Annotated in this window: 17 protein-coding genes; 7 read left to right on the top strand and 10 right to left on the bottom strand. The window is 56.2% G+C overall.

Annotation, left to right across the window (positions count from 1 at the left end):
• From ppk1 to purM, 3 genes are all read right to left on the bottom strand, one after another.
• A complete protein-coding gene (gene ppk1, locus EQV24_RS07480) occupies positions 1-2,061 on the bottom strand; it encodes a polyphosphate kinase 1 (protein WP_013098243.1) in 2,061 nt (686 codons plus the stop codon).
• Between the two features lie 206 nt (positions 2,062-2,267).
• Positions 2,268-2,909 carry a phosphoribosylglycinamide formyltransferase gene (purN, locus tag EQV24_RS07475; RefSeq protein ID WP_020689985.1) on the bottom strand — a complete coding sequence of 214 codons (642 nt, stop codon included), beginning with the start codon at positions 2,907-2,909 and terminating at the stop codon, positions 2,268-2,270.
• Positions 2,906-3,943, bottom strand: a complete 1,038-nt coding sequence (gene purM, locus EQV24_RS07470) for a phosphoribosylformylglycinamidine cyclo-ligase (protein WP_095453334.1) — start codon at positions 3,941-3,943, stop codon at positions 2,906-2,908. The genes purN and purM overlap by 4 nt, the downstream gene beginning before the upstream one ends.
• Before the next feature lie 247 nt (positions 3,944-4,190).
• On the opposite strand from purM, the gene bglK reads away from it, so the two are divergent.
• The 5 genes from bglK to EQV24_RS07445 all read left to right on the top strand — a co-directional run bounded on the left by bglK (position 4,191) and on the right by EQV24_RS07445 (position 9,552).
• Positions 4,191-5,084 (top strand): beta-glucoside kinase BglK, encoded by an 894-nt coding sequence (bglK, locus tag EQV24_RS07465; protein ID WP_130626375.1) that lies wholly within the window; start codon positions 4,191-4,193, stop codon positions 5,082-5,084.
• A gap of 10 nt (positions 5,085-5,094) precedes the next feature.
• Positions 5,095-6,525 carry a 6-phospho-beta-glucosidase gene (locus tag EQV24_RS07460; RefSeq protein WP_047352197.1) on the top strand — a complete coding sequence of 477 codons (1,431 nt, stop codon included), beginning with the start codon at positions 5,095-5,097 and terminating at the stop codon, positions 6,523-6,525.
• Positions 6,526-6,752: 227 nt separating this feature from the next.
• Positions 6,753-7,379, top strand: a complete 627-nt coding sequence (gene upp, locus EQV24_RS07455; RefSeq protein WP_003860560.1) for a uracil phosphoribosyltransferase — start codon at positions 6,753-6,755, stop codon at positions 7,377-7,379.
• Positions 7,380-7,465: 86 nt separating this feature from the next.
• Positions 7,466-8,755, top strand: coding sequence for a uracil permease (uraA, locus tag EQV24_RS07450; protein WP_013098238.1), 1,290 nt, complete (start codon positions 7,466-7,468; stop codon positions 8,753-8,755).
• A gap of 95 nt (positions 8,756-8,850) precedes the next feature.
• Positions 8,851-9,552 carry a DnaA inactivator Hda gene (locus EQV24_RS07445; RefSeq protein ID WP_211944493.1) on the top strand — a complete coding sequence of 234 codons (702 nt, stop codon included), beginning with the start codon at positions 8,851-8,853 and terminating at the stop codon, positions 9,550-9,552.
• A gap of 76 nt (positions 9,553-9,628) precedes the next feature.
• On the opposite strand, the gene EQV24_RS07440 is transcribed toward EQV24_RS07445, so the two are convergent.
• The 3 genes from EQV24_RS07440 to celB are packed head-to-tail and all read right to left on the bottom strand — an operon-like array spanning position 9,629 to position 13,329.
• Positions 9,629-11,050: a leucyl aminopeptidase family protein gene (locus EQV24_RS07440; protein WP_130626420.1), complete on the bottom strand. Its 1,422-nt coding sequence runs from the start codon at positions 11,048-11,050 to the stop codon at positions 9,629-9,631.
• Between the two features lie 2 nt (positions 11,051-11,052).
• The gene (locus EQV24_RS07435; RefSeq protein ID WP_023620392.1) at positions 11,053-12,006 is read right to left on the bottom strand and encodes a N(4)-(beta-N-acetylglucosaminyl)-L-asparaginase; all 954 of its coding nucleotides are present in this window, start codon (positions 12,004-12,006) and stop codon (positions 11,053-11,055) included.
• 3 nt (positions 12,007-12,009) lie between these two features.
• Positions 12,010-13,329 carry a PTS cellobiose transporter subunit IIC gene (celB, locus tag EQV24_RS07430; protein WP_023620393.1) on the bottom strand — a complete coding sequence of 440 codons (1,320 nt, stop codon included), beginning with the start codon at positions 13,327-13,329 and terminating at the stop codon, positions 12,010-12,012.
• 147 nt (positions 13,330-13,476) lie between these two features.
• Between celB and EQV24_RS07425 the strand changes: the two genes are divergently transcribed.
• A complete protein-coding gene (locus EQV24_RS07425; RefSeq protein WP_129251946.1) occupies positions 13,477-14,301 on the top strand; it encodes an XRE family transcriptional regulator in 825 nt (274 codons plus the stop codon).
• On the opposite strand, the gene arsC is transcribed toward EQV24_RS07425, so the two are convergent.
• Positions 14,298-14,654, bottom strand: a complete 357-nt coding sequence (arsC, locus tag EQV24_RS07420) for an arsenate reductase (glutaredoxin) (protein WP_129251944.1) — start codon at positions 14,652-14,654, stop codon at positions 14,298-14,300. The genes EQV24_RS07425 and arsC overlap by 4 nt on opposite strands.
• A gap of 13 nt (positions 14,655-14,667) precedes the next feature.
• Positions 14,668-16,131, bottom strand: coding sequence for a beta-barrel assembly-enhancing protease (gene bepA, locus EQV24_RS07415; protein ID WP_013098231.1), 1,464 nt, complete (start codon positions 16,129-16,131; stop codon positions 14,668-14,670).
• 221 nt (positions 16,132-16,352) lie between these two features.
• On the opposite strand from bepA, the gene EQV24_RS07410 reads away from it, so the two are divergent.
• Complete coding sequence (locus tag EQV24_RS07410; protein WP_013098230.1) at positions 16,353-17,417, top strand: AI-2E family transporter; 1,065 nt, start codon at positions 16,353-16,355, stop codon at positions 17,415-17,417.
• A 127-nt stretch (positions 17,418-17,544) separates the two neighbouring features.
• Here the strand turns inward: EQV24_RS07410 and bcp are convergent, their stop codons facing one another.
• Together bcp and EQV24_RS07400 are read right to left on the bottom strand one after the other, a co-directional pair.
• The gene (gene bcp / locus EQV24_RS07405) at positions 17,545-18,015 is read right to left on the bottom strand and encodes a thioredoxin-dependent thiol peroxidase (RefSeq protein WP_013098229.1); all 471 of its coding nucleotides are present in this window, start codon (positions 18,013-18,015) and stop codon (positions 17,545-17,547) included.
• Positions 18,015-18,584, bottom strand: a complete 570-nt coding sequence (locus EQV24_RS07400) for a glycine cleavage system transcriptional repressor (protein WP_013098228.1) — start codon at positions 18,582-18,584, stop codon at positions 18,015-18,017. The genes bcp and EQV24_RS07400 overlap by 1 nt, the downstream gene beginning before the upstream one ends.
• Positions 18,585-18,634: the final 50 nt, after the last annotated feature.

Here is an 18,634-nt window from a genome sequence, read left to right as displayed (position 1 = left end):
TTAATCGGGTTGCTCGAGTGATTTGATATAGTCGTAAATCGCCAGTTGCGACCGCACTTTGCGGCGGTTGCCGCGCGGTACATAGCGGTTACTGAGTTCTTTGTCGATATAGCGCGCTTTCACCGTGTCGCTAAACAGAATCTCGATAATGTCGAGAATACGCTGTTTCAGGCGCGGATCCAGCAGCGGCGCTGCGACTTCAATTCGATAATCAATATTGCGCGTCATCCAGTCTGCCGAAGAGAGATAGACCTGTTTATCTCCCGCATTATCGAAAATATAGACCCGATCGTGCTCCAGGTAGCGGTCGACAATGCTGATGACGCGAATATTATCGCTGATACCTTCCAGTTCCGGGATGAGGGAGCACATGCCGCGGATCAGCAGGTTAACCGGAACGCCGGAGCTGGACGCCGCATAGAGTCTGTCCACGAGACCTTTGTCGACCAGATTGTTGAGCTTCAGCGTGATGCCGGACGACAAGCCTTTCTGGGCGTTGGCAATTTCTTTGTCGATCATATCGTACAGCAGGCGGCGCGAGTTCTGCGGTGACACCAGCAGATAATCGAAGCTCACCGGGCGGTACGGGTTCTCAATAAAGTTGAACACCCGGCGCACCTCGTTGGTGATGCGCGCGTCGGCGGTCAGCAGCGAGTAGTCGGTATAAATTCGTGCGGTTTTCTCGTTAAAGTTCCCGGTACCGATGTGGGCATAGCGCACCACGTCGTCACCCTCTTTACGGGAGATAAGGAACAGCTTGGCGTGAATTTTCAGCCCCGGGGCGGAGAAGATAACGTGCACACCTGCTTCCGTCAGACGGCGCGCCCAGTGGATATTGGCCTCTTCGTCGAAACGTGCCTGCAGCTCAACCACCACGGTTACTTTTTTGCCGTTGTGCGCGGCGTGGATCATCGCATCGATGATGCGGGAGTCTTTCGCCACGCGGTAAATATTGATTTTGATTGCCAGCACGCTCGGGTCAAAGGAGGCCTGACGCAGCAGCTCCAGCACGTGTTCAAACGTGTGATACGGATAGTAGAGCAGGACGTCGCGTTCGCGGATGGCATCGAAACCGTTACGGAACTTATCGAACCAGAGATGACGCAGGCGCGGCAGTGGTTTATTTACCAGATTGGCTTTGCCGACGTTCGGGAAGCCAATAAAGTCTTTAAAGTTATGGTAACGACCGCCCGGCACGATGGAGTCATAGCGCGAGATAGTCAGCTTGTCGCGCAGCATTTCCACCATCGCGTCTGGCATATCACGCTGATAGACAAAGCGCACCGGTTCGGCCGTCAGACGCTGCTTGAGGCTGGAGGACATCAGCTCCATCAGGCTGGCTTCCATCTCGTGCACCAGGTCATATTCGGCGTCACGGGTCATCTTCATCGAGTAGGCGTTTAACGCGTCGTAATCGAAGAAGCCTTTGAAGATATCGTCCAGACAGTAGCGCAGGATGTTATCCAGCAGGATCATCGGCTTGCGTCTGCGCGGGGTTTCCGGCGGCAGGTTCACAAAACGTGGCACCTTGTCGGACGGGATCTCCAGCAGCGCGTAACGGATGGATTCACCGCGAATAATTTCCACCGCCAGGTAGGTGTAGTCATCTTTCAGGAACTGCACCAGATCGGTTTCGCGGTTGATCAGAATAGGGGTGATGTGCTGGCGCAGATACTGTTTAAAGTAGTGGCGCAGCCAGTTTTGTTGGTTAACGGAGAGCTGACGTTCGTTAATCAGGAAGATTTGATTGCGTGCCATCTCCAGCAGCAATTCGTTATAGAGGCCGTCAAATTCCTGATCGGCTTTCAACACGCGGGACTGAATTTTGCCTAACAGATGGCGAGAGTGAGAGTTTAAGCCCTGCTCTTCGCTGATGATGATCCGCCGTTTCAGCTCGGCAAAGCGAACCTTGTAGAACTCATCAAGGTTGTTGGAATAAATGCCCAAAAAACGCATGCGCTCAATAAGCGGGTTGCTTTTGTCCGCCGCTTCCTGGAGTACGCGTTCGTTGAATGCTAACCAGCTTAGCTCTTTCTCGATATATAACTTTTCCTGACCCATTACAGCTCACACTCCAGTTCAATCACAGGACGTGGTAAATCCGTCTCGTCCTTATTATGGCGAGCATTTCCACGATATGTCCAACAGTGCCAGAAAAGTATGACAGTTATTTTTTTGTTGGAGATTTTAGAAGGTTGGAGAAGGGAATATCGGGTAATGCGCTTTGTTGGTCGGGGACGCGCTGCTGCGCCACCCGACAGAACAGACTACTCTTCGGCCGCGTAACCCTGCGGGGGCAGTTTCACGCCATCCAGCCAGGCAGCCCCGTCGCGCATCGCCAGACGCCCGTCGACAAACCAGCTGACCACCAGTGGATAAATGGCATGTTCCTGGCTCTGCACCCGTTCGGTGATGTCGTCTTCGGTGTCGCCGTCAAAGACCGGGACTTTCGCCTGCAGGATCACCGGTCCGCCGTCCAGCTCATCGGTCACGAAATGCACCGAGGTCCCATGCTCTTCATCGCCGTTTTCCAGCACCTGACGATGGGTGTGCAGGCCGGGATATTTCGGCAGAAGCGAAGGGTGGATATTCAGCAGACGCCCGGCGTAGTGCCCGACAAATGCCGGGCTCAGGATACGCATATACCCCGCCAGCACCACAACGTCCGGCGCGTAGGCATCAATCTCCTGAACCAGTTCGCGGTCAAACGCTTCACGGCCAGCGAACTGACTGGCCTCCAGCGCGTGCGCGGGAATGTTTGCTTCCCGGGCGCGCTCAAGGCCGAACGCGTCGGCCTTGTTGCTGAATACTGCCCGAATGGTGCCATTGATTTTCTTCTGTTTGCAGGCGTCAATGATGGCCTGCAAATTGCTTCCGTTGCCGGAAATGAGCACCACGATGTTTTTCATTCAATGACCACACGCTGTTCGGAATCGGAAGCTTTGATAATACCGATTTTCCACGCGTTTTCACCTTTGTCCGTCAGCAGCTTAACGGCTTTATCCGCTTCGCTCGCTGGCAGGGCGATCACCATACCTACGCCACAGTTAAAGGTGCGGTACATTTCGTGAGAACTCACGTTGCCCGCGGTTTGCAGCCAGTTAAAGACCGCTGGCCACTGCCAGGACGATTCGTCGATTACCGCCTGGGTGTTGTCCGGCAGTACGCGCGGAATGTTTTCCCAGAAGCCGCCACCGGTCAGGTGGGCAATGGCGTGAACGTCCACGTTCTCAATCAGCTCCAGCACGTTTTTCACGTAGATGCGGGTCGGTGCCAGCAGATGGTCAGCCAGAGGTTTACCTTCAAGCTCGGTGACTTGTGGGTCGCAACCGCTTACTTCGAGGATTTTACGCACCAGCGAGTAGCCGTTAGAGTGCGGGCCGCTGGAGGCCAGCGCAATCAGCACATCACCATCAGCCACTTTACTGCCGTCGATAATTTCTGATTTTTCTACCACACCCACGCAGAAGCCTGCGACGTCATAATCTTCGCCGTGATACATGCCTGGCATTTCTGCGGTTTCACCGCCAACCAGCGCGCAGCCAGACTGCAGACAGCCTTCGGCAATACCGTTGATCACGCTGGCTGCGGTATCCACATCCAGTTTGCCTGTCGCGTAGTAGTCGAGGAAGAACAGCGGTTCAGCGCCTTGTACCACCAGGTCGTTTACACACATCGCGACCAGATCGATACCGATCGTGTCGTGACGTTTTAAATCCATCGCCAGGCGCAGTTTTGTGCCTACACCGTCAGTACCCGAGACCAGAACAGGTTCACGATATTTTTGCGGCAGCGCGCACAGTGCGCCGAAGCCACCCAGACCACCCATCACTTCCGGGCGGCGGGTTTTTTTCACCACACCTTTGATTCGGTCAACCAGCGCATTACCTGCGTCAATATCAACACCGGCATCTTTGTAGCTGAGAGAAGTTTTGTTGGTCACGGCTCAAGTCCCCACGCGATTGCATAGCTAGTAAGAAAAATCGGCGCAATTCTAACAGTCCAGGCAAACGTTTGCGAGCCTATTCTCGGCGCGAGGATCTTTTTTTCTGCTCCACCCCCGGCGGCGCGCAAACTTGACTCCGTTCACGAAAATGAAACCGGTTTCGGCGATCTGCTTGCATGCGGTTTAGGGAATGAACATCATGAAATGAAACCGGTTTCAGTTTCATTTAGGAGGAATGAAGGCCATGAACATCGCCGCATTTGATATCGGTGGCACCGCGTTAAAAATGGGCATCGCGACCGCGCAGGGAGAGCTACTGCAAACGGATAAGGCCGCCATCAGGAACAGCGACGGTGACGCCATTCTTGCGCAGATGCTGAACTGGGTAACGGCCCATCCCGGGCTTAAGGGGATCGCCATCAGCGCGCCGGGGTATGTTAATCCACATACCGGTTTTATTGAGATGGGCGGGGCCATTCGCCGCTTCGACCAGTTCGCAATGAAAGGCTGGCTTGAGGCGCAAACGGGTTTACCGGTCACCGTCGAGAATGACGCTAACTGCGTGCTGCTGGCGGAGCGCTGGCAGGGCAAGGCGAAAGATATCGATAACTTTCTGGTACTGACCATCGGCACCGGGATCGGCGGGGCAATTTTCTGCAACGGCAGGCTGGTTCACGGGGCGCGTTTTCGCGCCGGAGAGTTCGGCTACATGCTCACGGAAAGGGCAGACTCAAGACGTGTTGCCCGCCACTCCATGAATGAAAACTGTACGTTACGCACGCTTCGCAAGCGCTATGCCGACTTTCACAGTCTGACGCTTGAGAGCGTCACCGGCGAGGCCATTTTTGATGGCTATGACGCAGGCGACACCGTATGCCGCCGCCTGGTGGATGATTTTCTTAACGGCATTGCGACAGGGCTCTACAACCTGGCGAATGTGTTCGACCCGCAGAGCATCTTCATTGGCGGCGGTATCGCGGAGCGGCCCGGGTTTATGGATCTGCTTCGCACCCATCTTGCGTGGTTTGGCATCGCGGATATCGCCGATGTCGTCAGCCACGGCAACCGGGCCGGTCTTGTCGGCGCGGTTTACCACTTCAGACAGCAGTATCCGTCAGCAATCAGCAACATCGAATGAGGGAAAGAGTATGTCAGGATTTAAAGAAGGTTTTCTGTGGGGCGGCGCGGTGGCCGCGCACCAGCTGGAAGGTGGCTGGAAAGAGGGCGGTAAAGGCGTAAGCGTCGCCGATGTTATGACCGCTGGCGCCCACGGCGTGCCGCGTGAAATCACCGACGGCGTGCTGCCAGGAAAAAATTACCCGAACCACGAAGCCATCGATTTTTACCATCGCTATAAAGAAGACATCAAACTCTTTGCGGAGATGGGGTTCAAATGCTTCCGTACCTCCATTGCCTGGACGCGTATTTTCCCGAAAGGGGATGAGCTGGAGCCGAACGAAGCGGGCCTTCAATTCTACGATGACCTGTTCGATGAGTGCCTCAAATACGGCATCGAACCGGTTATCACCCTGTCGCATTTTGAGATGCCGTATCATCTGGTCACCGAGTACGGCGGTTGGCGCAACCGTAAGTTGATCGACTTTTTTGTCCGCTTCGCAAAAGCGGTTTTCCAGCGCTATCAGCATAAGGTGAAGTACTGGATGACCTTTAACGAGATCAACAACCAGGCTAACTTCCACGAAGATTTTGCGCCGTTTACCAACTCCGGGCTGAAGTATGCGCCGGGTGAAGACCGTGAGCCGGTGATGTTCCAGGCCGCGCACTATGAACTGGTGGCCAGCGCGCTGGCGGTAAAAGCCGGGCGCGAGATTAATCCTTCCCTGCAGATCGGCTGCATGATTGCCATGTGCCCCATTTATCCGCTGACCTGCGCGCCTGACGACATCATGATGGCGATGAACGCGATGCATCGTCGCTACTGGTTCACCGACGTTCATGTGCGTGGCAAGTATCCGCAGCATCTACTTAACTACTTTGCGCGTCGTGGTTTCACGCTGGACATTACCGAAGAAGACAAAGCGGCGCTGACGCAGGGCTGCGTGGATTACATCGGCTTTAGCTATTACATGTCCTTCACCACCAAAGCGACGGCGGATAACCCGGAACTGGATTACGATGAAAGCAAGAGCCTTGTCTCCAACCCGTACGTGCAGAAATCTGACTGGGGTTGGCAGATTGACCCGGTTGGCCTGCGCTACTCCCTGAACTGGTTCTGGGATCACTACCAGCTGCCGCTGTTCATCGTTGAGAACGGCTTCGGCGCGATTGACGTGCAGGAGAGCGACGGCACGGTGAACGACCAGTACCGCATTGATTATCTCTCGGCGCACATCCGCGAGATGAAAAAAGCGGTGGTGGAAGATGGCGTGGATCTGATGGGCTACACCCCGTGGGGCTGTATCGATCTCGTTTCTGCCGGCACCGGTGAGATGAAGAAACGCTACGGGTTTATCTTTGTTGATAAAGACAACGAAGGGAACGGCACGCTGAACCGCAGCAAGAAAAAGTCGTTTGACTGGTATAAGCAGGTGATTGCGAGCAACGGCGACAACCTGTAATTGTCGGGTGGCGCTTACGCTTACCCGACCTACACTACACGTAGGCCCGCGTAAGCGCAGCGCCACCGGGCAGAACCCCGCACCCAAGCCGGAGTCTCGCCTCCGGTTTTTTTGTCTCTAAATCACTTTGCTTGATATACGTCAAGCAAGATGGGTATGGCCTAATCCGAAAAAAGCGGTATAATCCCGCGATTTTTTTGCGGACGCCACCTCAGAGGAGAAAGAGAATGAAGATTGTGGAAGTGAAACACCCACTCGTTAAACACAAGTTGGGCCTGATGCGTGAGCATGACATCAGCACGAAGCGTTTTCGCGAACTGGCATCTGAAGTCGGCAGCCTGCTGACCTACGAAGCGACCTCTGACCTCGAAACGGAAAAAGTGACCATCGAAGGCTGGAACGGCCCGGTGCAGGTTGAGCAGATCAAAGGTAAGAAAATTACCGTGGTGCCAATCCTGCGTGCTGGTCTTGGCATGATGGAAGGCGTGCTGGAGCACGTACCGAGCGCGCGTATCAGCGTGGTGGGGATCTACCGTAATGAAGAAACCCTGGAGCCGGTTCCGTACTTCCAGAAGCTGGTGTCTAACATCGACGAGCGTATGGCGCTGGTGGTTGACCCGATGCTGGCGACCGGCGGCTCAATGATTGCCACCATCGACCTGCTGAAAAAAGCAGGCTGCAGCAGCATCAAAGTGCTGGTGCTGGTTGCGGCACCGGAAGGGATCGCGGCGCTGGAAAAAGCACACCCGGATGTGGAGCTGTACACCGCGTCTGTCGACCAGGGGCTCAACGAGCACGGGTACATCATCCCGGGGCTGGGCGATGCCGGCGATAAGATCTTTGGTACGAAATAATCGAATAACGATAAATAAGCCGACTTTGAAAGTCGGCTTTTTTTTGAATAAAACACACATAACTAACCATCTCAGAGGAAAACACTATGACGCGCCGTGCTATCGGGGTGAGTGAAAGACCGCCGCTTTTACAGACTATCCCGCTTAGTTTGCAGCACCTGTTCGCTATGTTTGGCGCAACCGTGCTGGTGCCAATCCTGTTTCACATTAACCCGGCTACCGTGCTGTTGTTCAATGGTATCGGGACGCTGCTGTACCTCTTTATCTGTAAAGGCAAAATCCCGGCGTATCTGGGGTCGAGCTTTGCCTTTATCTCGCCGGTGTTGCTGCTGCTGCCCCTGGGGTATGAAGTGGCGCTGGGCGGCTTTATCATGTGCGGTGTGTTGTTCTGCCTGGTCTCTTTCATTGTGAAGAAGGCCGGTACCGGCTGGCTGGACGTGATGTTCCCACCGGCGGCGATGGGGGCCATCGTTGCCGTTATCGGTCTGGAGCTGGCAGGCGTGGCGGCGAATATGGCTGGCCTGCTGCCTGCTGATGGGCAGTCGCCGGACTCTAAAACCATCATCATCTCACTGGTGACGCTGGGCGTGACGGTATTTGGCTCCGTGCTGTTCCGCGGTTTTATGGCGATTATCCCGATCCTGATCGGCGTGCTGGCGGGTTATGCACTCTCCTTCGTGATGGGTGTTGTCGATACCACGCCAATTGCTCAGGCGCACTGGTTTGCCCTGCCAACCTTCTATACGCCACGCTTTGAATGGTTTGCTATCTTCACTATTCTGCCTGCCGCGCTGGTGGTTATTGCTGAACACGTTGGCCACCTTGTGGTGACGGCGAACATCGTTAAACGTGACCTGATCCGCGACCCGGGTCTGCACCGTTCGATGTTTGCAAACGGCTTCTCGACGATCATCTCCGGTTTCTTTGGCTCCACGCCAAACACCACCTACGGTGAGAATATTGGCGTCATGGCGATCACTCGCGTTTACAGTACCTGGGTTATCGGCGGTGCGGCAATCATCGCAATCCTGCTCTCCTGCGTGGGTAAACTGGCGGCAGCGATCCAGATCATCCCGGTTCCGGTGATGGGCGGCGTGTCTCTGCTGCTGTACGGCGTAATTGGCGCATCCGGTATTCGCGTGCTGATTGAGTCCAAAGTGGACTACAGCAAAGCGCAGAACCTGATCCTGACTTCCGTTATCCTGATCATCGGCGTGAGCGGCGCGAAGGTACACATCGGCGCGGCCGAGCTGAAAGGCATGGCGCTGGCGACCATCGTTGGTGTGGGCCTGAGTCTGATTTTCAAGCTGATTTCCGTGATCCGCCCTGAAGAGGTGGTGTTGGACGCTGACGAAAGCGAAAAAGCGTCACACTGATCGTAAAACCGGGTGGACGATCCGCCCGGTTCTCTCCTGGCAGGTTCCGTGCTAAACTCCGTTCCGATTTTATGTAAGATCTGGTTGAGGTACTTCTGAACGGACCGGCACAGCTCTCTCTGCCACTCTATCTCCCTGACGACGAAACTTTCGCGAGTTTCTGGCCGGGTGATAACCCCTCTTTACTGGCTGCACTGCAGAACGTGCTGCGCCAGGATCACAGCGGATACATCTATATCTGGTCACGCGAAGGCGCGGGACGCAGCCACCTGTTGCATGCCGCCTGTGCTGAGCTTTCAGCGCGGGGGGATGCGGTAGGCTATGTACCGCTGGATAAACGTACCTGGTTTGTGCCTGACGTGCTGGAGGGAATGGAACATCTCTCCCTGGTCTGCATCGATAATATCGAATGCGTGGCGGGGGATGAGCCGTGGGAAATGGCGATCTTTAACCTCTATAACCGTATCCTGGAATCGGGCAAAACCCGGCTGCTGATCACCGGCGATCGTCCGCCGCGCCAGCTGAATCTGGGGCTGCCGGATCTGGCCTCCCGACTCGACTGGGGGCAAATCTACAAACTGCAACCGCTGTCAGATGAAGACAAACTCCAGGCGCTTCAGCTGCGCGCCAGACTGCGCGGATTTGAACTGCCGGAAGACGTAGGGCGCTTCCTGCTCAAGCGTCTGGACAGGGAGATGCGCACGCTGTTTGATACGCTCGATCAGCTCGATCGCGCCTCCATTACCGCCCAGCGCAAGCTCACCATTCCGTTTGTGAAAGATATTCTGAAGCTTTGAGTTTTTTGCCCGGTGGCGCTGCGCTTACCGGGCCTACGGGATCGAATAGGCCGGGTAAGGCGCAGCCGCCACCCGGCTAGAGGTCTCCCATCAGGTGCTCAACCAGCAGCGGAATCGGCCTCCCTGAGGCCACGCTTCTGCCACCCTCACGCCACAGCGCCGTACCGCTAATATCCAGATGCGCCCACGGGATTGTCGGCGGGCAGAAGTGATGCAGCAGCCACGCCGCCGAGGCACTGATCGCCGCATTGTTGGGCGGCGTATTGCACAGATCGGCGATGGCGCTGTCGGTCTGCTTTTTCAGCCGCGCATCCAGTGGCAGGGACCACACTTCATCTCCGCTCTGTTTTCCTGCCTGCGTCAGCGCCTGGCGCAGTGGCTCGTCCTGGGTCATCAACCCGCTCAGCTCATATCCCAGCGCTTTGACCACCGCACCCGTCAGCGTTGCCATATCGATAATGTAGCGCGCCTGCGGATGGCGCTGGCTGGCCCAGGCGATAGCGTCTGCCAGCACCAGTCGGCCTTCGGCATCGGTATTGTTGATTTCAACCGTGGTGCCGTTGTAGGCTCTGGCTACCGTGCCAGGCTGCATGGCGTCCGGGCCGATGGCGTTTTCTGCCAGCGCCAGCACGCCCATGAGGCGCACGGGGAGCGCCAGCTCTGCAACGGTCAGCATCAGCCCCAGCACGTTCGCTGCCCCGCACATGTCATATTTCATGGTGTACATGCCTGCGCCGTCTTTGAGCCACAGGCCGCCGGTATCGAAGGTAATGCCTTTACCTACATAGCAGCGCACCGGGCCGTCAGAAACACCGTCATAGTGAATAGCCAGCAGTCGTGGCGGGCAGGAGGCGCCTTTGCCAACGGCGTGAAGCAGCCCCAGACCCTGCTCAACGATCTGCTTTTCATCCAGCACTTCACAGTGCAGGGCAGGGAAGGCCGCGCACAATGTTTGCGCCTCCTGCACCATAAATTGCGGCGTGCAGCGGTCGGAGGGGATATCGGCCAGACGGCGTGCGGCGACCATTCCACGGCTAATGGTGAGCTGCTGGCGGAAGATAACGTCCAGCCGCGCCTGCTGTTCTGGCAGGCAGAGGGCGGTAACGTGCTCAACGCGCAAAGTGGCATCGTCCGCTTTCTTCAGCTGCAGATCGCTAAGCCTGTGCGACTGATTAAAAAGAAAACGCAGGACCTGTTGCAGCACAACGTCGTCAATGTGGGTGACATCCAGGACCACGTCGGTGCTGACGGGCGTGGCCAGCAGCGGACGGAGTGCCGTAAGCAATCCTTCGGTAAGGCTATCCTGCCAGAGTGCATCTGGCAGCAGCGTGATGCGCGCAAAAGGCGCACAGCCAAAACGGGTGTCGGCAACGGCATCTTGCCCGCGCATTTCCGCAATCAGTGGCGTGTCCGGTAACAGCGTAGACGAGCTGCGGGCGATGAAGTGGCCGTGTGGCTTTACGTCAGAAAGGGCGGTGATCAGCTGATACGTCATCATCATTACTCCTCAATCGGTGCGCGGATCCGTGCGGCATAGGCCTGCATCCATTCATCATCCACCGCCTGATAGTGCGTTTTTTCCCGCAGCCGTTCGGCGCGAAACACGGTCAGCGGCTGGCGTGCCGTCGCCACCACAAAGGAGAACGTTTTAATGTTGGTGGCGGCGCCAAATTCACCTTTGTTATTCATGCATACCACGGAGAGATCCCCCGCGCGGCCAAAGCGCGACATCAGCCTGTCTTCCAGCTCGAACACCACGGAATCTGCCGCCTGCTGCGGAGACATCCCCTGCGCCATGCGGCGAACAATTTCGTAGCTGGTGCAGCCTTTCATCAGATCTTCGCCCACGCCCGTGGCGGTGGCGGCGCCGGTTTCACTGTCGCAGTAGAAGCCGGAGCCGATGATCGGCGAATCGCCAAGTCGGCCGCGCTTTTTCATAAACAGGCCGCTGGTGGAGGTCGCCACGCTCATGGATCCCTGTTTGTCGAGACCGATAATCCCGACCGTGTCATGGCCATCGTAGGGGCTTAAGCCTTTATCCAGCGTCTCCCGGCAGCGCTTGCGGTAGTGCTGCATGGCCCGGTCGGTGAGCATCGTTTTGTCGGCAAAACCCTGGCTCAATGCCCACTCGCGTGCGCCCTGGCCGACCAGCAGGCTGTTATAGCGCTGGCGGCTTAACGCCTGCGCCACGCGTACCGGGTTGGCGATATCCACCAGATTTCCCACGGCGCCAAACGCCAGCGTGTCGCCGTCCATGTAGGCGGCGTCCAGTTCCACCTCGCCATTTTCGGTTGGTAGCCCGCCGTAGCCGACCGATTTATAGAACGGGAAGTCCTCGACGGCGGCAACGGCATCCACGACCGCGGCAGCCACCGGTTTCCCTGCTGCCAGCGCAGAGGCCGACTCGGTGACGCCTTCAAGCGCCATTCGCCAGGTGGCGATAATTCCCCACATGCTTTACTCCTGTTTTGCAAGGGTGGTGTCGGTTTGCGTCACGGTGGCAATCTCCGCGGCGCGGTACTGTTTATCCACGATACGCATGAATGGCAGATACAGCATGGCGCCAATCAGCAGGTTGATAAGCTGCATGATGCTGCCGCTGAGATGCCCGGTGACGATAAAACCGCTGATAACAGGCGGCAGCGTCCAGGGGATAAACACCCCGGTGGTGACGGCGACCGCACCAATTTTCATTGCCACGTACTGCACGGTGACCAGCACCAGCGGCACCAGATTGAACGGAATGAGCATGATCGGGTTCATGATCACCGGCAGGCCGAACAGAATCGGCTCGTTGATGTTAAACACCGAGGCCCCCGCGCCCAGGCGGGCCACTTCGCGCATGTTTTTACTGCGGGCGAAAATCAGCATCGCAATCACCAGCGACAGCGTGGCCCCTGCGCCGCCCATCCAGATCATGTCAAAAAACTGTTCGGTGATAATGTGCGGTGGGGTGGCGCCGGCCTGAATGGCGGCGATGTTATCGGTCTGGTTCTCCATCCACAGCGGGCGAATAATGCCGTTGATCATCGAACCGGAGTTAATGCCCACTGACCACAGAATGGTGATGCTGAAGACCGTCATCAGCGCGCCAAAATAGGAAGTGCCGTAGTGGCGAACCGGGGTTGCCACCACCTCGTAAATAAACTGGTGGATGGTGTTGTAATGGGTGTTTTCAAAGCCGATACGGATCATCAGTACCAGGATCATCACCAAGAGGGCAGGGATCAGCGCCGCGAACGACTCCTGCACCGCAGGCGGCACGCCATCCGGCATTCTGATAACCAGTTTTTTGCGCTTCAGCCAGCAGAACAGCTCCGTCCAAAGCAGAGAGCCAATCATCGCCACGAATAGCCCTTTACTGCCAATCCACTCTACCGGCATGACGGTGATGCCACCCTGTTCCGCCACTTTGATAAAAGGGGTCAGGATCAGAAAGGCGACCAGCGCCAGAATGCCGCAGGAGATACGGTCTTCGCCATAGTGTTCAGCCAGGCGATAGGCGACCAGGAAGCTAATAAACAGCGACATGGTCGAGAACACCGCGTTGAACGGGATTTCGATAATCGCGCTCCAGCTTTCCCCAAACGCCTGAGACATAAACTGCTGATAGGTTTGGTTGGGGAAGGAGGAGATCACCAGCAGGATAGAGCCGACGATGATAAACGGCATGAATGAAACGTAGGCACCGCGAATGGCACCAAGATGACGCTGCTGGGCCGTTTTGGCCGCCAGCGGCATCAGTTTTGCTTCAAGAAATCCCAGAACATTGTTCATTGTGAACTCCGTACAAGATTGAGAGGTGTTGTTTATGTTATCTCTGGGGATTATCAGTGAAGCGCGGCGAGCGAAAGGTGAAATCGGTCACAAAGCAATCGCTGGTCCATTATAAATCTCATAAGATTAGTTCTGGAGTTTGTTGCGATGGAAATCAAACTGCACGCCAATGCGACCACGACGCCGCGCATCCGTCGTTATCTTCAACAGTCGGATAAGAGCGACAGAGAGCTGGCCGTCGAGCTGGGTATTTCGGTCACCACCGTCAGACGCTGGCGCAATCGCGACCAGGTGTCGGATAACCATACGACGCCAAAAGTGATACACAAAGCGATGAGACAAGAGCAGGTTGCGCTGGTGAATGCCCTGCGTGACATCCTGGGTGCGCCGTTGGATGACCTGCTGCTTATGGTCAACGACGTCCTGGGCATTGCCGTTTCCCGCGCCACGCTGAACCGCTATCTCAAACCAGCCGCTGCAAAGCAAAAAGGGGCCCCCTTGCAGGGGAAAAAGGCGCTGAATGCGGGTATTACGCCCCATACGCTGGAACTGCACCATTTGCCTTTGTCGCTGCATATGGACGACGGCGGGGAGCAGCATCTGCTTTGGGCGCGAGAGCCGGTGAGCGGCTGGTGCTATGCCCGGCTTTATGCGGGGCTGTCGCCTCAACGACTGAATACCTGGACGCAGGAGGTGCTGGCGGCGTGTCCGGCTGCTATACAATCTATTGAGACTTTTGGTTTTGAGGCGACGCTGGCTGTTAACAACATTGCGGTGAAGGCACATCCACGTACCTGCAGGGCACTTCAGGTGATAGTGCCCTTACGCGATATTATTCCGCGCGTGAATGTTGAACCGGCGGGTGCGCTATTGATGACCTTGTGCGAGTTTTACAACCGGGGTAAAGCGCAGAAAAAACTGGGGGAAAGTACGCCGCAGGCCTTTCTGGAAAGGCTGCGGCGCGAGGTTTAAAGAATGTCGAGCACATCTTCCGGCGGACGCCCGATGCGCGCCTTGCCGTTTGCCACCACAATCGGGCGTTCAATGAGCTTCGGATTGTCAACCATCGCCTGCACGAGTTCAGCTTCAGTGAGACGCGGGTCGTCCAGGTTAAGTGACTTATAGAGATCCTCTTTCTGGCGCATCAACTCACGTGCACTGCCCATGCCCAGCATATGCAGGATCTGGCGGATCGTCTGTGCGTCTGGCGGTGTCTCCAGATACAGCACCACCTCAGGCTCTACACCGTTGGATTTCAGCAGGCTGAGGGTGTCGCGGCTCTTGGAGCAGCGAGGGTTATGGTAGATTTTTACCGCGTCAGTCATATTTTCTTCCTTTTTACATCTTTTCGTACGGCTTGAAGCGCTGCTGTAGCGCGCGCAGCTGATCGATACGCGCATCGTAACGGGCCTGTTGCAGGCTGCCAAGTTTGACCTGCGAACTGGCGCTGCTGAGCATCGAAATGGCCTGATCCAGACGCCCCACCAGGGCAAACCCTTCGGCGCGTGCCGCCAGCTCCTGATCGCGGTTGCCCAGTTGGGCTTCTGCCTGAGCGAGCAGATCCCAGCCGTTTTGATCGTCTTTATTGTCGAAGGTGTAGCGGTTCAGAATGGTGGCCGCTTCACCCGGCTGGCCGCCCTGCAGATAAGCGTTCGCCAGGTTAAGCTGCAGCACCGGGTTGGTCCGCACCTCTTTGGCACCTTTCAGGCGGTTAATCGCATCGGCAGGTCTCTTCTGCCCCAGATCGATATCCGTGGAGAGGTCGAGATACCACGGGTTATTCGGGTCGGCGGCCAGCAACGGTTGCAGCGTTTTTCGCGCTTCGTCGTATTTGCTGGCTTCCATCGCCTGCAGGGCACGGCCGTATTGCGCCGCGTTCTTCTCGCGCACGTTGCCTTTTGCCAGGGCATCCAGCAGGTCGCTGGTGAGCTGGTTGCGCCCGGAATTGTACATGCCCAGCGTTCTCACTTTCGCCATGTAGAAATCCTGTGAGGATTGCACCACCACCGGACGCATCTGATTGGCACGGTTACGCGCATCGGACAGACGGCTTTCCGGTAACGGGTGGGTGAGCAGAATTTCGGGTGGACGTGACGAGTAGCGTGCCTGATCGAGCAGTTTTTCCAGGAAGCTGGGCATGGCCTGTGGGTCAAAGCCCGAGCGCTGCAACACCTGGATGCCAATGCGGTCCGCTTCCTGTTCGTTTTGCTGGGTGAAACTGATCATCCCCTGGCGCGTGCCTGCCAGCGTGCCGGTTAATGCGGCCATCCCGGCCTGCGGGCTGGCCATCGCCAGCAAAATAGAGCCCAGCGCACCCACCCAGGTCAGGGGCGCGTTGCGTTTCTGGTCTTCCATCGCACGGGCCAGATGGCGCTGAGTCACGTGGGAAATTTCGTGCGCCATGACCGACGCCAGCTGGCTTTCGTTATCGGAGTAACGGAATAACGCCGAATGCAGCACCACGTTACCGCCAAAGAAGGCGAAGGCGTTGATTTCGTCGTTATTGATTAAATAGAAGTGGAAGGGGGTTTTTACCGAGTTGGCGTGCGCGACCAGGCGCATCCCCAGACCATTAATGTACTGCACCAGCAATGGGTCATTGATCAGCGGAGCACTGCCGCGCAGCTGGCGAACATAGTAATCACCCATCTGCATCTCCTGACCAATGGAGAGCGTGCTTCCTGCTGTGGTGCCCATGTCCGGCAATGAATCGGACGAATCAGCAAAAGCTGGCAACACCTGACCGACCGTTACGGCGGCAATCAGTGTCGCAACCACTGTTTTTTTCAACTGCCTGAACATAACCACTGTCCTGTATTTTGGATGTGCTAATTTGACCGATGAACCCGCATATCGTTCATCTCCACTGCCCTGCGAGTGTAGCCGTGTTGTGGCATGAAGAAAATCCCATTCATCAGGCTTTTGCGGATTGTGACAGCGATACAAAAAGCGAAAGTCTTTTTTGTGACAGTTAGATACAATTCACCTTTTGACTCCCGTCATTCGATTCAGGGAAGGGTTGTATGCTCGAAATGTTAATGCAGTGGTACCGGCGCCGGTTTAGCGACCCGGAAGCCATTGCTTTGCTGGTTATTCTGGTTGCCGGGTTCGGTATTCTGTTCTTCTTCAGCGGCCTTCTGGCGCCACTGCTGGTGGCGATTGTGCTGGCCTATCTGCTGGAGTGGCCAACCGCGCGGCTGGAGAATATCGGCTGCTCCCGACGCTGGGCGACCAGCATCGTGCTGGTGCTGTTTGTTGGCATTCTGCTGTTGATGGCGTTTGTGGTCATGCCCGTCGCCTGGCAGCAGGGGATCAACCTGATCCGCGATATGCCCGGCATGTTAAATAAGCTTTCTGATTTTGCCGCCACGCTGCCGCGTCGTTATCCGGCGCTGATGGACGCGGGGATCATCGATGCGATGGCCGAAAACATGCGCGCCCGCATCATGACCATGGGTGATTCGGTGGTGAAATACTCCCTGGCGTCGCTGGTTGGGCTCCTTACGCTCGCCGTCTACCTGGTGCTGGTACCGTTGATGGTGTTCTTCCTGGTGAAGGACAAAGACCAGATGCTCAACGCCGTGCGGCGAATTCTGCCGCGTAATCGTGGGCTGGCCGGGCAGGTGTGGGAAGAGATGAACCAGCAAATCACCAACTACATTCGCGGCAAGGTGCTGGAGATGATTGTGGTTGGGGTCGCGACGTGGATTGGCTTCCTGATCTTCGGGCTTAACTACTCGCTGCTGCTGGCGGTGCTGGTGGGGCTGTCGGTCCTTATTCCGTATATTGGCGCTTTTGTGGTCACCATTCCGGTTGTTGGGGTCGCGCTGTTCCAGTTTGGCCTGGGCACCGAGTTCTGGAGTTGCTTCGCGGTTTACCTGATTATTCAGGCCCTGGATGGCAACCTGCTGGTGCCGGTGCTGTTCTCAGAAGCGGTGAATCTGCATCCGCTGGTGATTATCTTATCGGTGGTGATTTTCGGCGGGCTGTGGGGATTCTGGGGCGTGTTCTTTGCCATTCCGCTGGCGACGCTGATTAAAGCGGTCGTCCACGCGTGGCCGGATGTGCCAGCGGTGGAGGAGAAGTAGTTTTTGTGCGGCCTGATGCCCTTCTCCCACGGGGAGAGGGGCAAAACACTAAAAACGGCAACCAGGTTGCCGTTTTGCATTTATCTTGTAGGTCGGGTAAGGCGAAGCCGCCACCCGACACTCACTTTCAGGCACTTTGTTTCAGCCAGTTCAGCACCACGTCGTGGTGGTTGCTGGTTTTGAAGTCGTCAAAGACATGTTCCACTTTACCGTCAGCGTCAATCAGGAAGCTGATGCGGTGAATGCCGTCATAGGTTTTGCCCATAAACGTCTTCTCGCCCCAGACGCCGAACTGCTCACAGACCTGATGATCTTCGTCGGAAAGCAGCGTGAAGTTCAGCAGCTCTTTTTCAGCAAATCGTGACAGCTTTTCTGGCTTATCGGTGCTGATGCCCAGCACTTCCACGCCGGCTTTTTTCAACTCGTCCATGTTGTCGCGTAAGCCGCAGGCCTGCACGGTGCAGCCCGGGGTCATGGCTTTCGGGTAGAAATAGACCAGAACACGCTGTCCCTGGAAGTCGGTCAAATTTACTTGCTCACCATCCTGATCCGGTAAGCTAAATTTCGGTGCGATGTCACCGGCTTTCAGTGGGTTCATTACTCAACTCCATCCTGTTCATGCTGCGAATAATTTACGACGCTTATACTGCCTTGCGCGTGTAATTCTGTACAGAGGGCTTTGAACGCTTGCTCGATATTTGACGCATCCTGTGATGCAGGACTGTGGGCGGTGATTTGAATAAAGAGGGTAGGAACGGCACTCTCATCAGCCGGTTGTGTGCGGGAAACCAGCTCGGCAATGTTCATCTGATGGCTGTCAAACAGCGCGGTAAAACGCTCAATCAGATGAGGGGAATCAGGAACTTCAACCTGTACCCAGACGGTGGCAGGCATGGCCGGACGCGGACGCGCATTGGTGCGTTTCATCACGATCAGCAAATCCAGCTCCGCGCCTTTCAGCGGCAGGGTAGATTCGATAAGCGTGATGGCGTTCCATGTCCCGGACAGCAGCATAATAAACGTGAACTCTTCGCCCAGCATCGCCAGACGGCTGTCCTCGATATTACAGCCGCAGCTGCTCACGTGGCGGGTAATGGTGTTCACGATACCCGGCCTGTCAGCACCCAGCGCAGTGATAACCAGGTAATGTTGTGATGAGGTTGTCAAACCTGTTCTTCCTTTGCTTGGTTAAGTCTTCCTAAGGAAAGCATAAAAAA

It is taken from the genome of Enterobacter sp. A8 (assembly GCF_004296595.1).
Taxonomy (GTDB): Bacteria; Pseudomonadota; Gammaproteobacteria; order Enterobacterales; family Enterobacteriaceae; genus Enterobacter; species Enterobacter cloacae.
This window is presented reverse-complemented; position numbering and strand designations above follow the sequence as displayed.

Bases quoted from the DNA above. Each gene is read 5' to 3' on its own strand.
- ppk1 (WP_013098243.1), bottom strand. From the start codon at position 2,061: ATGGGTCAGGAAAAGTTATATATCGAGAAAGAGCTAAGCTGGTTAGCA.
- celB (WP_023620393.1), bottom strand. From the start codon at position 13,329: ATGAACAATGTTCTGGGATTTCTTGAAGCAAAACTGATGCCGCTGGCG.
- EQV24_RS07435 (WP_023620392.1), bottom strand. From the start codon at position 12,006: ATGTGGGGAATTATCGCCACCTGGCGAATGGCGCTTGAAGGCGTCACC.
- upp (WP_003860560.1), top strand. From the start codon at position 6,753: ATGAAGATTGTGGAAGTGAAACACCCACTCGTTAAACACAAGTTGGGC.
- bcp (WP_013098229.1), bottom strand. From the start codon at position 18,015: ATGAACCCACTGAAAGCCGGTGACATCGCACCGAAATTTAGCTTACCG.
- uraA (WP_013098238.1), top strand. From the start codon at position 7,466: ATGACGCGCCGTGCTATCGGGGTGAGTGAAAGACCGCCGCTTTTACAG.
- EQV24_RS07410 (WP_013098230.1), top strand. From the start codon at position 16,353: ATGCTCGAAATGTTAATGCAGTGGTACCGGCGCCGGTTTAGCGACCCG.
- bglK (WP_130626375.1), top strand. From the start codon at position 4,191: ATGAACATCGCCGCATTTGATATCGGTGGCACCGCGTTAAAAATGGGC.
- EQV24_RS07440 (WP_130626420.1), bottom strand. From the start codon at position 11,050: ATGATGACGTATCAGCTGATCACCGCCCTTTCTGACGTAAAGCCACAC.
- purN (WP_020689985.1), bottom strand. From the start codon at position 2,909: ATGAAAAACATCGTGGTGCTCATTTCCGGCAACGGAAGCAATTTGCAG.
- arsC (WP_129251944.1), bottom strand. From the start codon at position 14,654: ATGACTGACGCGGTAAAAATCTACCATAACCCTCGCTGCTCCAAGAGC.
- bepA (WP_013098231.1), bottom strand. From the start codon at position 16,131: ATGTTCAGGCAGTTGAAAAAAACAGTGGTTGCGACACTGATTGCCGCC.
- EQV24_RS07425 (WP_129251946.1), top strand. From the start codon at position 13,477: ATGGAAATCAAACTGCACGCCAATGCGACCACGACGCCGCGCATCCGT.
- EQV24_RS07460 (WP_047352197.1), top strand. From the start codon at position 5,095: ATGTCAGGATTTAAAGAAGGTTTTCTGTGGGGCGGCGCGGTGGCCGCG.